General features: G+C 66.8%; 18 protein-coding genes, 6 tRNA genes and 1 other RNA gene. All 25 read left to right on the top strand.

From position 1 onward, the window contains the following. Positions 1–130 precede the first annotated feature (130 nt). The 25 genes from E6K76_03810 (at position 131) to rfbD (ending at position 17387) form a co-directional block, all read left to right on the top strand. A tRNA-Ser gene (locus tag E6K76_03810) sits at positions 131–218 on the top strand. A gap of 61 nt (positions 219–279) precedes the next feature. Further along, the gene (locus tag E6K76_03815) at positions 280–840 is read left to right on the top strand and encodes a hypothetical protein (protein ID TMQ59634.1); all 561 of its coding nucleotides are present in this window, start codon (positions 280–282) and stop codon (positions 838–840) included. A gap of 40 nt (positions 841–880) precedes the next feature. Continuing rightward, on the top strand, positions 881–1606 hold the full coding sequence (locus E6K76_03820) for an FAD-dependent oxidoreductase (protein ID TMQ59635.1): 726 nt from the start codon (positions 881–883) through the stop codon (positions 1604–1606). A gap of 104 nt (positions 1607–1710) precedes the next feature. Then, positions 1711–2604 (top strand): cation transporter, encoded by an 894-nt coding sequence (locus E6K76_03825; protein ID TMQ59737.1) that lies wholly within the window; start codon positions 1711–1713, stop codon positions 2602–2604. An 89-nt stretch (positions 2605–2693) separates the two neighbouring features. Beyond that, positions 2694–2785 (top strand) — tRNA-Ser (locus tag E6K76_03830). A 24-nt stretch (positions 2786–2809) separates the two neighbouring features. Beyond that, positions 2810–2886 (top strand) — tRNA-Arg (locus tag E6K76_03835). Positions 2887–2939: 53 nt separating this feature from the next. After that, positions 2940–3653 carry a hypothetical protein gene (locus E6K76_03840; protein TMQ59636.1) on the top strand — a complete coding sequence of 238 codons (714 nt, stop codon included), beginning with the start codon at positions 2940–2942 and terminating at the stop codon, positions 3651–3653. After that, positions 3650–4126, top strand: a complete 477-nt coding sequence (locus E6K76_03845; protein TMQ59637.1) for a nucleoside deaminase — start codon at positions 3650–3652, stop codon at positions 4124–4126. Before E6K76_03840 ends, E6K76_03845 begins: the two co-directional genes overlap by 4 nt. A gap of 78 nt (positions 4127–4204) precedes the next feature. After that, positions 4205–4294 (top strand) — tRNA-Ser (locus tag E6K76_03850). Between the two features lie 47 nt (positions 4295–4341). Next, positions 4342–4431 (top strand) — tRNA-Ser (locus E6K76_03855). Between the two features lie 24 nt (positions 4432–4455). Then, positions 4456–4531 (top strand) — tRNA-Ala (locus E6K76_03860). A 71-nt stretch (positions 4532–4602) separates the two neighbouring features. Further along, positions 4603–4702: signal recognition particle sRNA small type (ffs, locus tag E6K76_03865), an RNA gene on the top strand. 57 nt (positions 4703–4759) lie between these two features. Next, complete coding sequence (dnaX, locus tag E6K76_03870; protein TMQ59638.1) at positions 4760–6556, top strand: DNA polymerase III subunit gamma/tau; 1797 nt, start codon at positions 4760–4762, stop codon at positions 6554–6556. Continuing rightward, complete coding sequence (locus E6K76_03875) at positions 6553–6786, top strand: hypothetical protein (GenBank protein TMQ59639.1); 234 nt, start codon at positions 6553–6555, stop codon at positions 6784–6786. Before dnaX ends, E6K76_03875 begins: the two co-directional genes overlap by 4 nt. A gap of 5 nt (positions 6787–6791) precedes the next feature. Continuing rightward, complete coding sequence (gene recR / locus E6K76_03880) at positions 6792–7394, top strand: recombination protein RecR (protein ID TMQ59640.1); 603 nt, start codon at positions 6792–6794, stop codon at positions 7392–7394. 237 nt (positions 7395–7631) lie between these two features. Then, entirely contained in the window at positions 7632–8135 is a 504-nt protein-coding gene (locus E6K76_03885) for a roadblock/LC7 domain-containing protein (GenBank protein ID TMQ59641.1), read from the top strand. Positions 8136–8150: 15 nt separating this feature from the next. Further along, positions 8151–8729: a GTPase domain-containing protein gene (locus E6K76_03890; protein ID TMQ59642.1), complete on the top strand. Its 579-nt coding sequence runs from the start codon at positions 8151–8153 to the stop codon at positions 8727–8729. Positions 8730–8737: 8 nt separating this feature from the next. After that, positions 8738–9208: a phosphatidylglycerophosphatase A gene (locus E6K76_03895; GenBank protein ID TMQ59643.1), complete on the top strand. Its 471-nt coding sequence runs from the start codon at positions 8738–8740 to the stop codon at positions 9206–9208. 30 nt (positions 9209–9238) lie between these two features. Then, complete coding sequence (locus tag E6K76_03900) at positions 9239–10507, top strand: competence/damage-inducible protein A (GenBank protein ID TMQ59644.1); 1269 nt, start codon at positions 9239–9241, stop codon at positions 10505–10507. Then, positions 10480–11046: an RNA 2',3'-cyclic phosphodiesterase gene (gene thpR, locus E6K76_03905; protein TMQ59645.1), complete on the top strand. Its 567-nt coding sequence runs from the start codon at positions 10480–10482 to the stop codon at positions 11044–11046. The genes E6K76_03900 and thpR overlap by 28 nt, the downstream gene beginning before the upstream one ends. A 145-nt stretch (positions 11047–11191) precedes the next feature. Beyond that, on the top strand, positions 11192–12250 hold the full coding sequence (gene recA / locus E6K76_03910; protein TMQ59738.1) for a recombinase RecA: 1059 nt from the start codon (positions 11192–11194) through the stop codon (positions 12248–12250). Next, entirely contained in the window at positions 12219–12758 is a 540-nt protein-coding gene (locus E6K76_03915) for a regulatory protein RecX (GenBank protein ID TMQ59646.1), read from the top strand. The genes recA and E6K76_03915 overlap by 32 nt, the downstream gene beginning before the upstream one ends. Before the next feature lie 10 nt (positions 12759–12768). Beyond that, entirely contained in the window at positions 12769–15456 is a 2688-nt protein-coding gene (gene alaS, locus E6K76_03920; protein ID TMQ59647.1) for an alanine--tRNA ligase, read from the top strand. Beyond that, complete coding sequence (locus tag E6K76_03925) at positions 15453–16517, top strand: glucose-1-phosphate thymidylyltransferase (protein ID TMQ59648.1); 1065 nt, start codon at positions 15453–15455, stop codon at positions 16515–16517. The genes alaS and E6K76_03925 overlap by 4 nt, the downstream gene beginning before the upstream one ends. Before the next feature lie 9 nt (positions 16518–16526). After that, positions 16527–17387, top strand: a complete 861-nt coding sequence (gene rfbD / locus E6K76_03930) for a dTDP-4-dehydrorhamnose reductase (GenBank protein ID TMQ59649.1) — start codon at positions 16527–16529, stop codon at positions 17385–17387. The last annotated feature ends 39 nt before the right edge of the window (positions 17388–17426 follow it).

Genomic DNA, 17426 nt, shown 5'->3' on the forward strand with positions numbered 1-17426 from the left:
CCTTGCGGCGCTGACTTCACGGCGCTGGCGCAACTCGACACGGCCAATGTACAGCGAGCTGAGGCGATTTGGTGCCGCCTAGGTAAGCGCACCGGCGAGGGCAATCCCGTATCATGGTGCCCTTCAACGCGGAGGGGTGGCCGAGTGGTTTAAGGCGGCGGTCTTGAAAACCGCTGTGTCGCAAGGCACCGTGGGTTCGAATCCTACCCCCTCCGCCATGTATCTGGAGCCCAGCCTCGATTGGGATCGCGATCGCGCGGGAAGCGCGCCGGAGGTTCCGTGTTCATCGGACACTTCGCTGTCGGATTCGCCGCGAAGCGCGCCGCGCCCAGGACCTCCCTGGGTACGCTCATTCTCGCCTTTCTCGACGGGCTCTGGCCGGTGTTTCTTCTCCTCGGCATCGAACGCGCGAGGATCGATCCGGGGAACACGGCGTTCACGCCGCTCGCGTTCGACTACTATCCTTTCTCCCACAGCTCGCTGATGGCCATCGTATGGGGCATCCTCTTCGCGCTCGCTTACAACGCGCGCGGGAGATATTCCAGGGGAGCGCTCTGGGTCTGCATCTGCGTTGTGAGCCACTGGATTCTCGATTTCGTAACGCACCGTCCGGACCTACCCCTGTACCCAGGCGGCCCCAAGGTGGGGCTCGGTCTCTGGAACTCGCGGGCGGCGACGATGACTGTGGAAGGGGCGATGTTCGTCGCGGCAATCTGGCTCTATGCGGTGACCACGCGGGCGCGAATCACCATGGTCGCGATCATCGGCATCGTGGCTTGGCTTTTCGTCCTCTGGGCGTACTGGATCGACCGGAATCGGGAAGCGAAGGCCGCGGCGTGAGAAAGAACCCAGCCGCTCCAATTCTGGCAAGGTAACCCGCATGCCCAAGCTTCGAGTCAAGCTTGCCCGGCGCGATGAGATCGCGGCCGCCACATGGGCGTTCACGCTCGGGCTGGACGGCCAGGCCTTCTCGTTCAAGCCGGGCCAGACCATCGACCTCACGTACCCCAACATGCCGACGGAAGACCCGGCGGGGAACCGGCGCACCTTCTCGATCGCATCGAAGCCCGGGTTGGACCATCTCCAGATCGCCACGCGGGTCCGCGGCTCGGGCTTCAAGCAGAGCATCCTCCAGGCCGACCTCGGGACCACGTTGGAACTGGACGGCCCGTACGGATCCTTCACCTTGCCGAACAAGCCTTCGAGCGTCGTGCTGCTCACGGGTGGGATCGGCGTGACGCCGTTTCGTTCCATGGCGCTGGACGCCGCGGCACGATCGCTCGAGCACGCGCTCCTCATGATCCACTCGAATCGGACGCCGGAGGAGGCGCCGTTTCTCGAGGAGCTTCAGCGGCTTGCCTCGGAATTCAGGCGGTTCACCTACCGACCCACGATGACCCAGGCCGACCGATCGAAGCGGCCGTGGAACGGGGACCGCCGCCGCGTCGACCGGGATTACCTCTCGGAGGTCATTCCGTCGCAGCGCGATGGCTCTCTTTACTACGCCGCCGGGCCCGAGCGATTCGTAGGCGCCGTGGTCCAGATCCTCAAGGCGATGGGCATCGACGAGGATCAAATTCGGTTCGAGGAATTCCCCGGGTATTAGTAGAATGCGTCGATCGTGCCGACGATCGACGACCCGCGTGAAGGATTTCTCATCGCATGAGCCCCCAAAACCCGGATCCCCGTCTCAAGAGCTACGACCGCGGGATGCGCGCGAGCCTGCTCGGGCTCGTGATCAATCTCTTCCTCGCCTTGGGGAAGCTCGTGGCCGGCGTCCTCGGCCACTCCCACGCGCTGATCGCGGACGCCACGGAATCGCTCGGGGATGTGTTCGGATCGGTGATCGTTTGGCGCGGGCTCAAGATCGCGGCGCGCCCGCCCGATCCGGAGCATCCCTACGGGCACGGCAAGGCAGAGCCCATCGCCGCCGCGTTCGTCGCCGTGCTCCTCGTCGGCGCGGGGGTGGGGATCGCGATCCAGTCGGTGCACGAGATCGCCTCGCCGCATCGGGGGCCCGCCGCGTTCACGCTCGTGGTGCTCTTGGCCGTGATCGCGATCAAGGAGGGTCTTTTCCAGAGCGTCAACCGCGTGGGAAGGCGCATCGGGAGCGCCGCGGTGCACACCGACGCGTGGCATCACCGGAGCGACGCGGTCACTTCGGCCGCGGCCGCGATCGGGATCGCGATCGCGCTGATCGGAGGCAAGGGCTACGAAGTCGCCGACGATTGGGCCGCCCTCTTCGCGAGCGGCGTGATTCTCTTTACGGGCTTGAGGCTCTTGCGTCCCGCCGTCGAGGAGCTGATGGATCGGAGTCCCGAGCCGGGGCTGGTCGAGAAGGCGGTCCGCGTCGCCGAGGATCGCCCCGGGGTCCACCGCGTCGAGAAGCTTCTCATGCGGAAAATGGGTCTCTACTACATCGCCGACATGCACCTCGAGGTCTCGCCGACCATGACCGTGTTCGAGGGGCACTCGATCGCGCACGGGGTGAAGGAGGCGGTCCGCGCGGCGCTGCCGCAAATCGTGGAGCTGACGATCCACATCGAGCCTGCCCGGCCGGGAACGGCGCCGGCCCGCGGCGAACGCGCGCAAGCTCCGCGCTGACCGGCCGCGCAGGGGCGCTCGGCACCCGCCTTGACCGTGGCGCCGCCTGCGGTTAGCATCTGGTGTCCCTGTCCAGCAAACGACGTAGGGGAGAGGTGGCCGAGTGGCTGAAGGCAGCCGCCTGCTAAGCGGTTGACGGGGTAACTCCCGTCCGGAGGTTCGAATCCTCTCCTCTCCGCCATCCTGGTTGTGAGATTGACTGCGCGCGCCCATAGCTCAACTGGATAGAGTGTCTGACTACGGATCAGAAGGTTGGGGGTTCAAATCCTCCTGGGCGCGCCACTTCCCATCCGCGGACCCGTCGAGAGGCCGGCGTTACCGCAGCGAGGCAAACCATGAATAGGAACCGCTGGATCCACCTCATCGCTCTCGCGTTCGCCTTCGCCTGGACGGGATTGCCCAACCCCATGACCCGCGTGGCCCGAGCCGAGACCCGAGCCGAGAAAAAGCCCGAGGTGAAGCTCGATGCGCCCGCGAGCCCGAAGTCGCTGCGCGTGGCGGTGTTTCCGGTCGTCAATGGGACCGGCGAGGTCGACGCGGTCAAGATCATGGAAGACGTGTTGGGCGAGCGCTTCAAAGAAGTCGATCGCGCGAAGGCGATCTTTCTCATGCCGGGCGACGTCGAGCGGATCCTCTCCAACGCGAACCGCCTCGACCGCGCGCTCCGCGTGACCGATCGGTGGTCGAAGAGCGGCGCGCTCGACTCGGCCGCGGTCTCAGGGCTCGACTCGTCGCTCGTCGCGGACGCCGTGCTTCTCATCAAGATCACCGAGTGGGAAACGAAGCGCTTTCACAATATCGGCGAGGGGCAGTCCTACACAACTATCGGTCTTCATTTCGCGCTCTTCGGAATCAAGGACAGGAAGAAGACCTGGAGCAAGGAAGTCCGCGAGCAAAGGCTCGCCCAGGAGATCGACGCCTCGAGCGGCATGGTCAGCTACGACGCGACGGGGCGGATTCAATCCCCGAACGCGACCGATCCCCCGCGCGTGCATGACGTGGCCTCCGATCTGGTCCGGGACGCGCTGAAGAAATTCCCCACCAAGTGAGGGAGCCGCAGACCTCCCTGGACGAGCGCTTCGTCGAAGCCGCCTTGGCGGAAGCGCGGGCGGCCGCGTCCGACGGCGAAGTCCCCGTGGGCGCCGTCGTCGTCTGGGAAGGCCGGATCATCGGCCGGGGACGGAACCGCGTCGAGACCACCCAGGACCCCACCGCGCACGCGGAGATCCTCGCGATCGGCGCCGCCGCGCAGACGATCAAGAGCTGGCGGCTCGACGAGGCCACGATCTACGTCACCCTCGAGCCGTGCCATATGTGCGCCGGCGCGATCGTCCTCGCGCGCATCAAGCGCCTCGTCTACGGGGCGCGCGATCCCAAAGCCGGAGCGTGCGGTTCGCTCGCCATGGTGCCCCAGGATCTGAGGCTCAACCACCGCGCCGAGGTTCTGCCGGGCGTCCTGGCCGAGGAATGCGGGGCTCTACTGGAGCATTTCTTCCAGAGCAAACGACGCGTGCAGAGCTGAGGAGCGGCCTGCCCGGACCGAACTTCCACCGCCTGGACCGGCTGGAAATGCGGAGGCGATTCGCGTATTCTCCCTCGCGGAGAGATGCGAGAGTGGCTGAATCGGGCGGTCTCGAAAACCGCTATACGCGTAAGCGTATCGAGGGTTCGAATCCCTCTCTCTCCGCCATTCAAAGGAGCGGCGCGCTTGGGAGCGCGCGAACATGGAAGCTTCCCGGAGAGATGTCCGAGTGGCTGAAGGAGCACGGTTGGAAACCGTGTAAGCATGAAAGTGCTTCGTGGGTTCGAATCCCACTCTCTCCGCCAGTTGTGAAGCACCGTATGGTCGGTGGGGATGTAGCTCAGTTGGGAGAGCGCCTCGTTCGCAACGAGGAGGTCACCGGTTCGATCCCGGTCATCTCCACCATATAGCTCACCGGGGCGGCGGCCGTAAGGTCCCGGAGGCCGGGCATGGCCTCCTCGTGGCTTGGCGTTGACGGCCAGTTCCCGCGCAATCGAGACTCGCGAACCCCGTCAGGACCGGAAGGTAGCAGCGGTCAGCGGTCACCTCGATGTGCCGCGGACTCAACTGGCTCGAGCCGGCACCGGGGGGGCTTTGCCCCGCAGCGCGCCGGGATGCGCGCCACGTTAGGAGCTGCCCTTGTCCCACCTAGCTCTCGCACGCAAGTACCGCCCCCAGCGCTTCGCCGATCTGGTCGGCCAGGATCCGATCCGCTCCACCCTGGAGCAGGCGGTCGCCAAGAACCGGGTCGCGCACGCGTACCTCTTCGCCGGACCGCGCGGAAGCGGGAAAACCACCACGGCCCGCCTCATCGCGAAGGCTTTGAATTGCGAGCGGCGCGCGCCCGGGGAGTCGGAGCCCTGCAATCAATGCGGGAGCTGCACCGAGATCACGGCGGGGACCTCCCTCGACGTCCTCGAGATCGACGGCGCGTCGAATCGCGGCATCGAGGAGATCCGAAATCTACGTGAGAACGTGAAGTACACCGCCTCGGGGGGAAGATTCAAGGTCTACATCATCGACGAGGCGCACCAGCTCACCGACTACGCGTGGAACGCCCTGCTCAAGACTCTGGAGGAGCCGCCCGAGCACGTCCGGTTCGTCTTCTGCACCACCGAGCCGCTCGAGGTCCCCGACACGATCGCTTCCCGCTGCCAGGTGTTCGAATTTCGCCGGCTCCGGAGCGAAGAGCTGGTGAAGCACCTGCTCGACGTGGCGAGGAAAGAAGCCGTCCCGCTCGCGGAGGACGCCGCCGCGTTGATCGCCCGGGCCTCGGAAGGAAGCGTGCGGGACGCGCTGGGGCGGCTCGATCAGGCGCTTGCGCTGTCTCCCGAGGAGGTCACCGCGGCGACGGTCGCGCAGGCTCTCGGTCTCGCCGGGCTCGACGCCTACTTCGATCTCGGAGAGGCGCTCGGGCGCCGGGATCCCAAGCTCGCCCTCCAGGTCATGGATCGGCTCCACGACCGGGGCATGGACGTCGAGGAGATCGCGGACGGGCTCTCGCACCACTTGCGGCAGCTTCTCCTCCTTGCGGTCGATCCGTCGCTCGAAAAGCTCGTGGATGCCGCCCCTTCGGACCGGGACCGGTACGCGGCGCAGGCGAAGGAATTCCGTCCGACCGATCTCGACACGATGCTGGGTCTGCTCCTGGAAACCCGCGGCGCGCTTCGCCGCGCGGAGGCGCCGCGCATCCTGCTCGAGGTGGCGCTCGTCGAGCTGTGCACGCTTCCGACCGCCGCCAGGATCGAGGATCTGATCCGCCGGCTCGGCGACCTGGAAGCTAAGCTCGAGGGAGAGCCGGGTGCGAGAAAAGCGCCGGGCACCGCATCCACGCCGAAAGCAGGCGCCCCGGAGAGCGTCTCCGCTCCGGATGGGGGCGCCGGCACGGCCGCCGGCCCGGCGACTCCGGCCGCGCCCGCGCCGCGGCGGGGATCGCCCCCTCCGCGCGCGGAGCAGGAGCCTTCGCGGCCCGCGGTCGGGGCTACGGCGCTCCGCCTCGTGGAATCGCCGTCCGCGGAGGTCGAGGTCGCGGACCCGAGCGATCCCGTGGTGCGTTGGCGCCACGCGGTCGATCGCGTCAAGGAGCGGAAGCTCCTTCTGGGCACGTGTCTCGAGGAGGGGTCTTTCCTGGGCATGGCGGGGGGCAACGTGCGCATCGCGCTCTCCGCGGAGCACGCATTTCACCGCGCGATGCTCGAGTTGAAGGAAAATAGGGAGATTCTGAACGAAGAGCTGGAGCGTCTCTACGGGCGGGGGGCCAGGCTTCTCTGCGAATCGGCGATTCCACCCGCCCGCGAGGCCCCGGATGCCGGCCGGACGGAGCCGAAACCCCCGCCGCCCGGCGGGCCCGGGGCCACCATCGTGGAGCGCATCGTCGAGCTTTTCGACGGAGAGGTCCTGGGGCCCGGCTCCGACGAAGGGAACGCATGAAGAACATCCAGGGCATGCTGCAGAAGGCGCAGGCCCTTCAAGCCAGGATGACGGAGCTTCAAGCCGAGCTCCAGGGCCGCGAGAGGATCGGATCCTCCGGGCAGGGCAGGGTGAAGGTCACCACGAACGGCGCCCAGGATGTGATTGCGATCTCGATGATCACGCGGATGGTCGAAGAGGAGATGAAGAAGGTCAGCGGGGGCCCGGGTCTTCCGCCGGGGCTCTTCTAGGCCCGATGCAGTATTCGAGCGCGTTGCTGGAAGCGGTCATCACGGAGCTGACCCGGCTGCCGGGCCTGGGCCGAAAATCCGCCCAGCGGATCGCCTTCCACCTGCTCCGTTCGCCCGAGGGCGAGGCCAAGCGGCTCGCGCAGTCGATCGTCGACCTGAAGGCGAGGGTCGAGGACTGCCGCATCTGCGGGAACGTCACCGAGACCCAGCCCTGCGCCCTCTGCGCGGATTCACGCCGCGATACCTCGGTCATTTGCGTCGTCGAGCAGCCGATGGACGTTCTCGCGATCGAACGGACGGGCGAGTTCCGGGGCTCCTACCATGTGCTCAAGGGCGCCCTTTCCCCCATCGACGGGATCGGCCCGGAGCAGCTCAAGCTGAGCGAGCTGCTCGATCGCGTGAAGCCGGGGGCCGTGAACGAGGTGATCGTCGCCACCAATCCGACCGCCCAGGGAGAGGCCACGGCGCTCTATATTGCGCGTCTCTTACAGAATAGGCCCGGCGTGCGCGTGACGCGGATCGCGCGGGGGGTGCCGATGGGCTCCGATCTCGAGTTCTCGGACCAGGTGACCCTGGCCCGCGCCCTGAGCGGCCGCAAAGAGATATAACCCCCTCATTTCGAACACATTCTGCTTGACCGCTAATAGAGAAGTGCTAGCGTTCGGTGCAAATCCTGGAAAAGCATCGTCCTATTTGCCGTTGCCATGACACGTGTGGGGTGGATGGGGATCGGTCTAGGCGCCGGCTGAATGCGGGGAGCCAGGGCGGGACACCCCTCCTTCTGCAAGCAGCCGGTCGGCGTCACCATGCCGCAAGGCCCAGGTGTGTCCAAGGAGTAGGGGATCATGGTCAAGGGAAATTGGGCACTCTTCGAGGAGGACTTCTGGTCGATCAATACGGTCCTCCAGAACCTGATTCAGACATCGAGCGCGAAAAGCGTGATGCTGATCGACAAAACCGGTCAGCTCATCAGCTCGATCGGCGAGCCACCCGGATTCGACGTCACCTCGTTTTCCTCCCTTGCCGCCGCGGATTTCGCAGCCAACCAGCAGCTGGCCGAGATGGTCGGCGAATCGGATTTCGCCACGCTCGTCCACCAGGGCGCCAATGAGAGCATGTACCTGTCGATGATCGCGAACCGCGTCATTCTGGTCGTGCTGTTCGACCGGAAGACCTCGCTCGGGCTCGTGCGTCTCAAAGCGCGCCGCGGAGCCGAGGAGCTTCTGTCGGTTCTGAACAAGCTTTTCGACAAGCTCCAGTACAAGAATGAAGATGTCAGCTCGGCGGCGCTGGGAGCCGAGTTCACGGCCGAGGCGGAGAGCGAGATCGACAGCCTATTCAAAGAATAGGAGACCCCGAGCTACGTGTCGCTGATCAACTACTCGTCTCGCGAAATCAACTGCAAGATCGTCTATTACGGCCCCGGCCTTTGCGGCAAGACAACCAACCTTCAACACATTTACTCGCGCGTTCCTCAGGAAACGCGGGGCAAGATGATTTCGCTCGCGACCGAGATGGACCGGACGCTCTTCTTCGATTTCCTGCCGCTCGAGCTGGGACAAATCCGGGGGTTCCGGACCCGGTTCCACCTCTACACCGTCCCGGGGCAGGTCTACTACAACGCGAGCCGAAAGCTGATCCTGAAAGGCGTGGACGGCATCGTGTTCGTGGCCGACTCGCAGATCGAACGATTCGAAGCGAACGTCGAGAGCTACATGAACATGCTCGACAACTTGACCGACCACGACTTGAACCTCGAGAAGATCCCGTTCGTCATGCAGTACAACAAGCGGGATCTCCCTCGCGTGGTCGCGGTGGACGATTTGGAGCGCGAGCTGAACCCCAGGAAAGCCCCCTACTTCGAGGCGGTCGCGCTGCGGGGAACCGGGGTCTTCGACACGCTCAAGGTGGCCTGCAAGCTCGTCCTGAAGACGCTCGGGTAAGCGCGATCGTGCGGGGCCTCGCTGTCCTGCTCGCGACGGGGTTCGGGCTGGGCTATCTCCCCCTCGCTCCCGCCACGTGGGCGTCCGCAGCCACGACCCTGCTCCTGTTCGCGACCTTGCCCCGGCTCGCGTTCCCGGCGTTTCTCGCGCTCACTCTCGGGATGATCGGACTCGCGCTTCTCGTGAGCGGCCCCGCGGAGCGCTCCCTCGGACACGACGCGCATCCGATCGTTGTGGACGAGGTCGCGGGGATGTTCGTCACGGTCTGTGGCGTGCCCGCGATCGGCCACGCGCATCCTTCCCACGCGATCACGCTCGGGCTTGGGTTCGTGCTCTTCCGCTTCTTCGACATCTGGAAACCGGCGCCGGTGGGGCGGGCGCAGAGTCTCCCGGGCGCATTCGGCGTCGTGACGGACGATGTTCTCGCCGGCATCTACGCCAACTTCGTGCTCCAGATTTTCGCGCGGGCTTGGCCGTAGGCCCACCCCGCCTCCTTTCGGAGAACCGGCATGGTCACCGAGATCATCACCATAGGAAGCGAGCTTTTACGAGGACTGGTCCGGAACACCAATATCGACCTGATCTCGGGGCTGCTCGCGGAGGCGGGCCTCAAGCCCACCTACCATACGACGGTGGGCGACGAGGCCGAGTTCATCGCGGAGGCGTTCCGAACCGCGGTCCACCGCGCCGAGACGGTGATCACGACCGGCGGGCTCGGCCCGACCTCCGACGACATCACCCGCAAGGTGATCGCGACCGTCTTCCGCCGGCGGCTCATCTTGGACCGGGAGGCGCTGGACGGGATCCGGGCGCGCTTCAAGGATCGCGGTCTGGAAATGCCACCGATCAACGAGGCCCAGGCTCTGATCCCCCGCGGAGCAAACGTGATCGCGAACTCCCGGGGTACGGCCCCCGGGCTTCACTTCACCCACGTGAAAACCGAGTGTTTCGCCCTCCCCGGCGTCCCGTCCGAGGCGGAGGAGATGCTCCGCGGCTACGTGATCCCGTTCTTGAAGAGAAGGAATCCCGGGCTCGTTTCGGCGATCCGGGTCGTTCGCACGATCGGAGTTTCGGAATCGGCTCTGGCCGAGAGGCTCCAGGGATTCGAGCGGGAGGAACCGGAGCTCAAGCTGGGCACCATCGCCAGGGCCTCGGGCGTGGATCTTCACCTGAGCGCGTCCTCCGTCGACGCGATGTGGCTCCAGGGAGTCCTGGACCGCGGCGAGCGAAAGCTCATCGGCCGCGCGGGCGCCTCGGTCTACGCGCTCGGGAGCGGGACCCTTTCCGAGGCGGTGGGGGAGGCGCTCCTCCAGCACGGTCTCACGATCGCGACCGCGGAGTCCTTCACGGGAGGGAGCGTCGGGGCCGCCCTGGTCGCGACCGCCGGGAGCTCCCGTTACTATCGTGGAGGCATCATCGCGTACTCGAACGAGTCGAAGGAGAAGCTCCTCGGCGTTTCCGCGGAGACGCTGCGGCGTTTCGGCGCGGTGAGCGCCGAGGTGGCGAGGGAGATGGCGCGGGGCGCCCGGGAACGGTTGGGCGCCGCGTGCTCCGTATCCACGACGGGGATTGCGGGGCCCGACGGAGGCACGGCGGAGAAGCCGGTCGGGCTCGCCTACATCGGATATTCCACGCCGGAGGGGGACCTGAGCGAGCGGTACGCATTCGGCGGCTCGCGCGCCGACATCGTCACCCGGGCCTCGTTCTTCGCGCTGGATCTCGTCCGGAGGAGCCTCCGGGCGGGAGTCCCATGGTCCGAACCTTCGTCGCGCTCTTGATCCCGAGCGCGTGGGCGGAGTATCTGGCCCAGGTGGAGCGCGATCTCGCCGGGCGCATGTCGGGGCTTTCGTGGGTGAAGCCGGAAAACGTGCACCTGACGATCCGGTTCCTGGGGGATCTCGGGGACTCGGGCGTCCGCCGAGCCGGCGATTCCGTCCGGCGGGGGGCCGAACCGCACGAGGCCTTTGTCGCCAAGCTGGGCGAATGGGGCGCCTTCCCCTCGCCGAATCGGCCCCGGGTCCTCTGGGCCGGCTTGCGGGATGGGGCCCCGGAGGCGATCGCGCTCGCGCGTTCGGTGAACCAGAGCCTTCAACGCGCAGGCTTCGGCCCGCCCGATAAGCCGTTTCGGCCCCACGTCACCCTGGCGCGAGTTCGCGAGCGGGCCCAGGGCGTCGAGGCGTTCCGCGAGTACGCGCCGCCGCCCGCTCCGGACGCGGCGGTTCTCGACGAGATCGTGGTGATGAAAAGTGACCTACATCCGACCGGAGCCCGCTATACTCCGCTCGTGGAGATTCGTCTTCGGAAACCGGGAGCCTAGCCGTCCGTACGCTCCCGTCCCGGCGCCCTTCCGAGCGCAGAATCGAATCCAAATTTCGCCCCGACCCGCACCGGCGTCCCGGAGTGACGCCTACAAACTCTCAGGGGGAGAATCGGAGATGGTCATGAATCCGGGAGTGAGGGAGATGTCCAAGGAACGCGCCAAAGCGCTCGAGCTCGCCGTGCAGCAGATCGAGCGCCAGTTCGGAAAGGGCGCGATCATGAAGCTGGGGGAGGAATCGGCCCGGGTCCAAGTGGATTCCATTGCCACCGGCTCGATCGCGCTCGATGCCGCGCTCGGGATCGGCGGGGTCCCGCGCGGTCGCGTGCTCGAGATCTACGGTCCGGAGTCTTCGGGGAAGACGACGCTCACCCTGAGCATCATCGCGCAGGCTCAGAAGGCGGGCGGGAACGCGGTCTTCATCGACGCGGAGCACGCCCTGGACGCGGCGTACGCGAAGAAGCTCGGCGTCGACATCGAAAACCTGCACGTGGCACAGCCCGATACGGGGGAGGAAGCGCTCGAGATCGCCGAGCACCTGGTGCGCAGCGGCGCCATCGACGTGATCGTGATCGACTCGGTGGCCGCGCTCGTGCCGAAGGCGGAGATCGAGGGGGAGATGGGAGACTCGCACATGGGTCTCCAGGCGCGCCTCATGTCGCAGGCGCTGCGCAAGCTCACCGGCACGATCTCCAAGTCGAAGACGACCGTTATCTTCATCAACCAGATCCGCATGCAGATCGGCGTGATGTTCGGAAACCCGGAAACGACGACCGGCGGGCGCGCGCTCAAGTTCTACGCCTCGGTGCGCATGGATATACGGCGAATCGGCGCGATCAAGGACGGGGAGAACGTGATCGGCAGCCACGTCAAGGTGAAGGTCGTGAAAAACAAGGTCGCCGCCCCCTTCAAGGAGGCGGAGTTCGACATCCTGTACAACGAAGGAATCTCGCGGGAGGGAGAGCTCCTGGATCTCGCGATCGAGCGAACCCTCGTGCAGAAGAGCGGCACGTGGTTCTCGTTCGGCGAGGAGCGCATCGGTCAGGGCCGCGAGAACGCTCGACTCTGGCTCAAAGAGCATCCCGACGCTGTGGCCGAGCTGGAGCGGAAGCTCCGCGAGGCGCTGGGGCTCACGCGCGTTGCCGCCGCGCCGGCGGACCCCGCGGCGGCCGATGGCAAGGGAGAGCGCCGGGTCCGCATCTAGACCGATGACACTGAGCCCCGAGCGGGCGGGTTCGGAGGAGGCCGCGAAGGAGGCGGCTCTGAGGATCCTCGCCCGCGGGCCCCGCACCGAGCGGGAGGTGGAGGACCGCCTCCGCGGGCGCGGGTATCATTCGGATGCGGTGGAGCGCGCCCTCGAGCGCCTCCGCCGCGTCTCGCTACTGGACGACCGCGCCTTCGTGCGGTCTTTTTTGCGAACGGAGCTCTTCAAGGCGCCGCAGGGAAAGCGGCTTCTGGAGGTGAAGCTCAGGCGCCGGGGCGTCTCGGACGCGCTGATCCGGGACGTGGACGCGCTGCTCGAAGAGGACCCCGACCTCACGGGCCGCTCGCTCGCGAGCGAGGGAGGGCGCGCCGCGGCGGGCGCGGCGCAGCTTCGACGCCGTTACGCGCGGCTCAAGCCCGAGCTGTACCGACGCCGCATGCAGCAGGCGCTCGCCCGGCGGGGATTCGCCTGGGACACCATCCGAGAAATCCTGGGAGAGGACACGTAAGGAACGCTCGATGCGGAAAACCAGCGACGAGCTGCGCCGGATCTTTCTCGAGTTCTTCAAGGATCGGGGGCATCCCCGCCTGCCTCATGCTCCGCTCGTCCCCATGGACGACCCCACGCTACTCTTCACCTCGGCGGGGATGGTGCAATTCAAGCCTTACTTCTCCTCGCCGGTCCCGCCGCCCCATCGCCGGGCCGTCACGGTGCAACCCTGCCTCCGGCTCACCGACCTGGAGAACGTCGGTCTGACGGTCCGGCATGCGACCTTCTTCGAGATGCTGGGTAATTTCTCCTTCGGCGATTACTTCAAGAAGGAGGCGATCGAGTGGGCCTGGGAGCTCACGACCTCGGTCCTGGGAATGCCGCCGGAGCGGCTCCATCCCTCCGTCTACCGCGAGGACCGAGAGGCGTTCGATCTCTGGGCGAAGCACATCGGCCTGGGCGAGAAGCGGGTCGTCCGGCTGGGCGAGAAGGACAATTTCTGGGGACCGGCCGGCGGCTCCGGCGCGTGCGGGCCCTGCTCGGAGATCTACTGGGATCAGGGGCCGGGCACGGGCTGCGGCCGTCCCGAGTGCGCGCCGGGGTGCGACTGCGAGCGCTACCTCGAGTTTTGGAATCTGGTGTTCCCGGAATTCGACCAGTCGCCGTCGGGAGAGCGAAAGCCGCTCCCGAATCGCGGGATCGATACCGGCATGGGTCTCGAGCGGCTCGCCATGATCCTCCAGGGCGCGCCCTCCGTGTTCGAAAACGACCTGCTGCTCCCCATCGGAGACGCGGCGCGAAGGCTCGGCTCCGCGAAGGCGGCCTCCACCGACCGCGGACGACGCGCGGCGCGCGTGATCACCGATCATGTCCGCGCGCTCGTGTTCAGCTGCGCCGAAGGCGTGCGCCCCTCGAACGAAGGGCGTGGGTACGTGGTTCGCCGGCTCCTACGCCGCGCGGCGCGCTTCGGGAAAGACCTCGGAATCGAGGGGGCCTTCCTCTCGAGGCTCGTGCCCGTCGTGGTCTCCCAGATGAGCCGGTACGAGGAATACGCGTATCTCACGCGCGAGGAGTCGTCCGTCGCCGCGGCAATCCTGGAAGAGGAAAGCCGGTTCGCGCGGACCCTCGAGCAGGGAGTTGCGCGGTTCGAGGAGACCGTGGCCGGCCTGGAAAAGAAAAGGCAGACGCTCTTTCCGGGGCAGGTCGCGTTTCAGCTGTACGACACCTACGGCTTTCCGATCGATCTCACGGTGGAGATGGCGGCGGAACGCGGTTTCACGGTCGACATGCCCGGCTACGATGCCGCGATGAAGGAGCAGCGGGACCGCGCTCGCAGGGAGGCGCGCTTCGAGGCCCGACACAACGCGGGGAAATGGCGCGTGCTCACGAGGGGAGCCCACTCCGAGTTCGTGGGCTACGATCGCTGGGAAGTCCAGGGTGTCACGATCCGCGAGGTCCGGGAGGCTCCGGCGAGCGAGGCTGGCCCGGGCGGAGGGGCCACCTCCGTGGAGCTCACCCTCGATACGACCCCGTTCTACGCGGAATCGGGCGGCCAGGTTGCGGACACGGGAATCCTGGAATCGATGCCGGGCGTCACGCGGGCGAGGCTCCGAATCGTCGACGTCTATCGCGATGGAGACCGCATCGTCCATCGGGGCGAGTTCACGGAGGGCGGGCCCGAGACGCTGGCGGCGGGCCCCTATCGCGCCATCGTGGACGCCGCCGAGCGCGCGTCGACGCAGCGGAATCATACGGCCACGCATCTCCTGCACGCGGCGCTGAGGCAGCGTTTCGGATCCCAGCTCAAACAGGCCGGGTCGCTCGTCGCGCCGGATCACCTCCGGTTCGATTTCACGCACGCGAAGGCGCTCACGACCGAGGAACTCCACGCGATCGAGACCCTGGTGAACGAGAAGATCCTCGAGGATCTCCCGGTCGAGACCGAATGGACCTCGTTGAGGGAAGCCCAGGAGAAGGGCGCCATGGCGCTCTTCGGCGAAAAATACGGCGATCGCGTCCGGCAGGTGATCGTTCCAGACTTCAGCCGCGAGCTCTGCGGCGGATGCCACGTGCGGCGCACCGGGGAAATCGGGTATCTCCGGATCGAGTCGGAGGCCGCGATCGCGTCGGGGACGAGGCGCATCGAGGCGGTCACCGGGGCGCTCGCGTACCGGCGCGCCGAAGAGGACCGCGCGCTCCTGCGCGAGCTCGCCGCGCGGATCGGCGCTGGGCGCGAGCAGCTCCCGGCGCGCATCGCGGCGCTTCAAGAAGAGGTGCGAAGGCTCGAGGAGGCGCAGGCGAAGCGGAGCCGGGAGGGGCTGAAATCGCAGGTGGAGCGGTTGATCGAGGCCGCGCTTCAGTCCGGGGATCCCCCGATCGTCGTGGCCGAGGTGGGCGCGCAGGGCGTCGAAGAGCTTCGGGAGGCCGGCGACCTGATCCGCCAGAAGCTGCCGCAGGGGGGCGGGCTCCTGGCCGCGTCGATCGAGGGCAAGCTTTCGGTCGTCGCCTCGGTGGGCTCAGGCCTCAAGGGAGTCCTGCCCGCGCCCGACTGGGCCAAAGACGCGGTATCGATCGTCGAGGGAAAGGGAGGCGGAAAGCCGGAGCAAGCCGTGGCCGGCGCCCGCGACGCATCGCGCATCAAGGAGGTGCTCGAGCGCGGACGGGCGTTCGCGCGCGAGCGGCTGAAGGGCTCCGCCGCGGGGAGGAAATCGGGATGAAGGCGCTCATTCTGAGCGGCGGCAAGGGGACCCGGCTCCGTCCCATCACCCACACCGGGGCGAAGCAGCTCATCCCCGTGGGCAACAAGCCGATCCTCTTCTACGGGGTCGAGGCGATCCGCGACGCGGGCATCACCGACGTGGGCATTGTCGTCGGCGACACCGAGCCCGAGATCCGCGGGGCGCTGGGGGACGGATCGGCCCTGGGGATCAAGACCACCTACATCCGCCAGGAAGCGCCGCTCGGCCTGGCCCACGCGGTCAAAGTCTCGCGCGATTTCATGCGGGACGATTCCTTCGTCATGTACCTGGGGGACAACCTGATCCTGGACGGGATCACGGCGCTCGTTCGCGAGTTCGAGCGCGACCGGCCGAACAGCCAGATCCTGCTCGCGCACGTGCCCAATCCCCAGGAGTTCGGCGTCGCCGAGCTCGAGGGAACCCGCGTGAAGCGGCTCACCGAGAAGCCGAAGGAGCCGAAGTCGGACCTGGCGCTCGTCGGCGTCTACATGTTCGACTCGAACATCTTCGAGGCGGTCAACCGGATCAAGCCGTCGTTCCGAAACGAGCTCGAGATCACGGACGCGATCCAGTGGCTGATCGACCACGGCAAGAACGTCCACTGCCACATCATTTCGGGATGGTGGAAGGATACCGGGAAGCTCGAAGACATGCTGGAGGCGAACCGGATGGTCCTTTCGCGCGCGAAGCGGCTTCTGCGCGGGAACCTGGACGGGACGTCCCGCACGGAGGGGGAGGTCATCGTCGGCGCGGGCACCACCGTTGAGAATTCGATCCTCCGCGGCCCGCTCATCGTCGGCGAGCGCTGTGTCATCAAGAACTCCTACATCGGCCCCTTCACGTCGATCTACGACGAGGTCACGATTCGAAACAGCGAGATCGAGCATTCGATCGTTCTCGAGCGATGCACCATCCAGGATATCCCGGTGCGGATCGAAGCGAGCCTGATCGGCAAGGAGGTGCGGATCCAGCGCTCGCAGCTCAAGCCGACCGCGTATCGCTTCATGGTCGGCGATTCCAGCCTGGTGGACGTGTTGTAGGGGGGATTCATGCGCATCCTCGTCACGGGCGCGGAAGGCATCCTCGGCAAGGCGATCCGGGAATGGCTCGCCTCGGGGAACACCCTCTACCTCTGGGGGCGCGATGAGGTCGACGTGCGGGACCGGCAGCGGGTGTTCGCGGCGGCGAAGGGGATCGAATTCGACGCGGTGATCCATGCGGCGGCGATGACCGCGGTGGACCGCTGCGAGACCGAGCTCGATCTGGCGATGGCCACGAACCGGGACGGAACGCGCCACGTCGCATCGCTCGCCTCCGAACGGGGCGCGACCTTCGTCTACCTGAGCACCGACTACGTTTTCGACGGGACGAAGAGCGGGCCGTATCTGGAGGACGATCCGCCCAAGCCGATCAACGCCTACGGGCGAAGCAAGCTCGCCGGGGAGGAGGTTGCGCGCGATGTGGCGGAGAAGCATCTCACGGTCCGCACCTCGTGGGTGTTCGGCGAGGGCGGGGCGAACTTCGTGGACGCGATCGCGGAGAAGCTGAAGCGGGGCGAGTCGCCGGAGGTCGTGACCGATCAACGCGGATCCCCGACCTACGCGCGCGACCTGGCCCGCGGGATCGAGAAGCTCCTGAGGCTCGGCGCGACCGGGACCGTGCACGTGACGAACTCGGGGAGCACGACGTGGCATGGGTTCGCCGTCGAGATCGCGCGCTATTTGGGCTCGCCGCTGCCGGTGCGGGAGACCACGTCGGATCGATTCGTGCGCCCCGCGCCGCGGCCGAAGAACTCGGTCCTCTGCGGCGAACGCTTTCGCGCGATCACCGGAGAGTCGCTGCCGCGCTGGGAGCACGCGGTCCACGATTACCTCGGCCGCCGGTCGGCACTGCGCGGGGCGGCGGCTTGAGCCCGCGTGCGGCGAAGCGCGGCCACGGCAGCGCCCGCC

The sequence above is a fragment of the Candidatus Eisenbacteria bacterium genome (assembly GCA_005893275.1).
GTDB lineage: Bacteria > Eisenbacteria > RBG-16-71-46 > SZUA-252 > SZUA-252 > WS-7.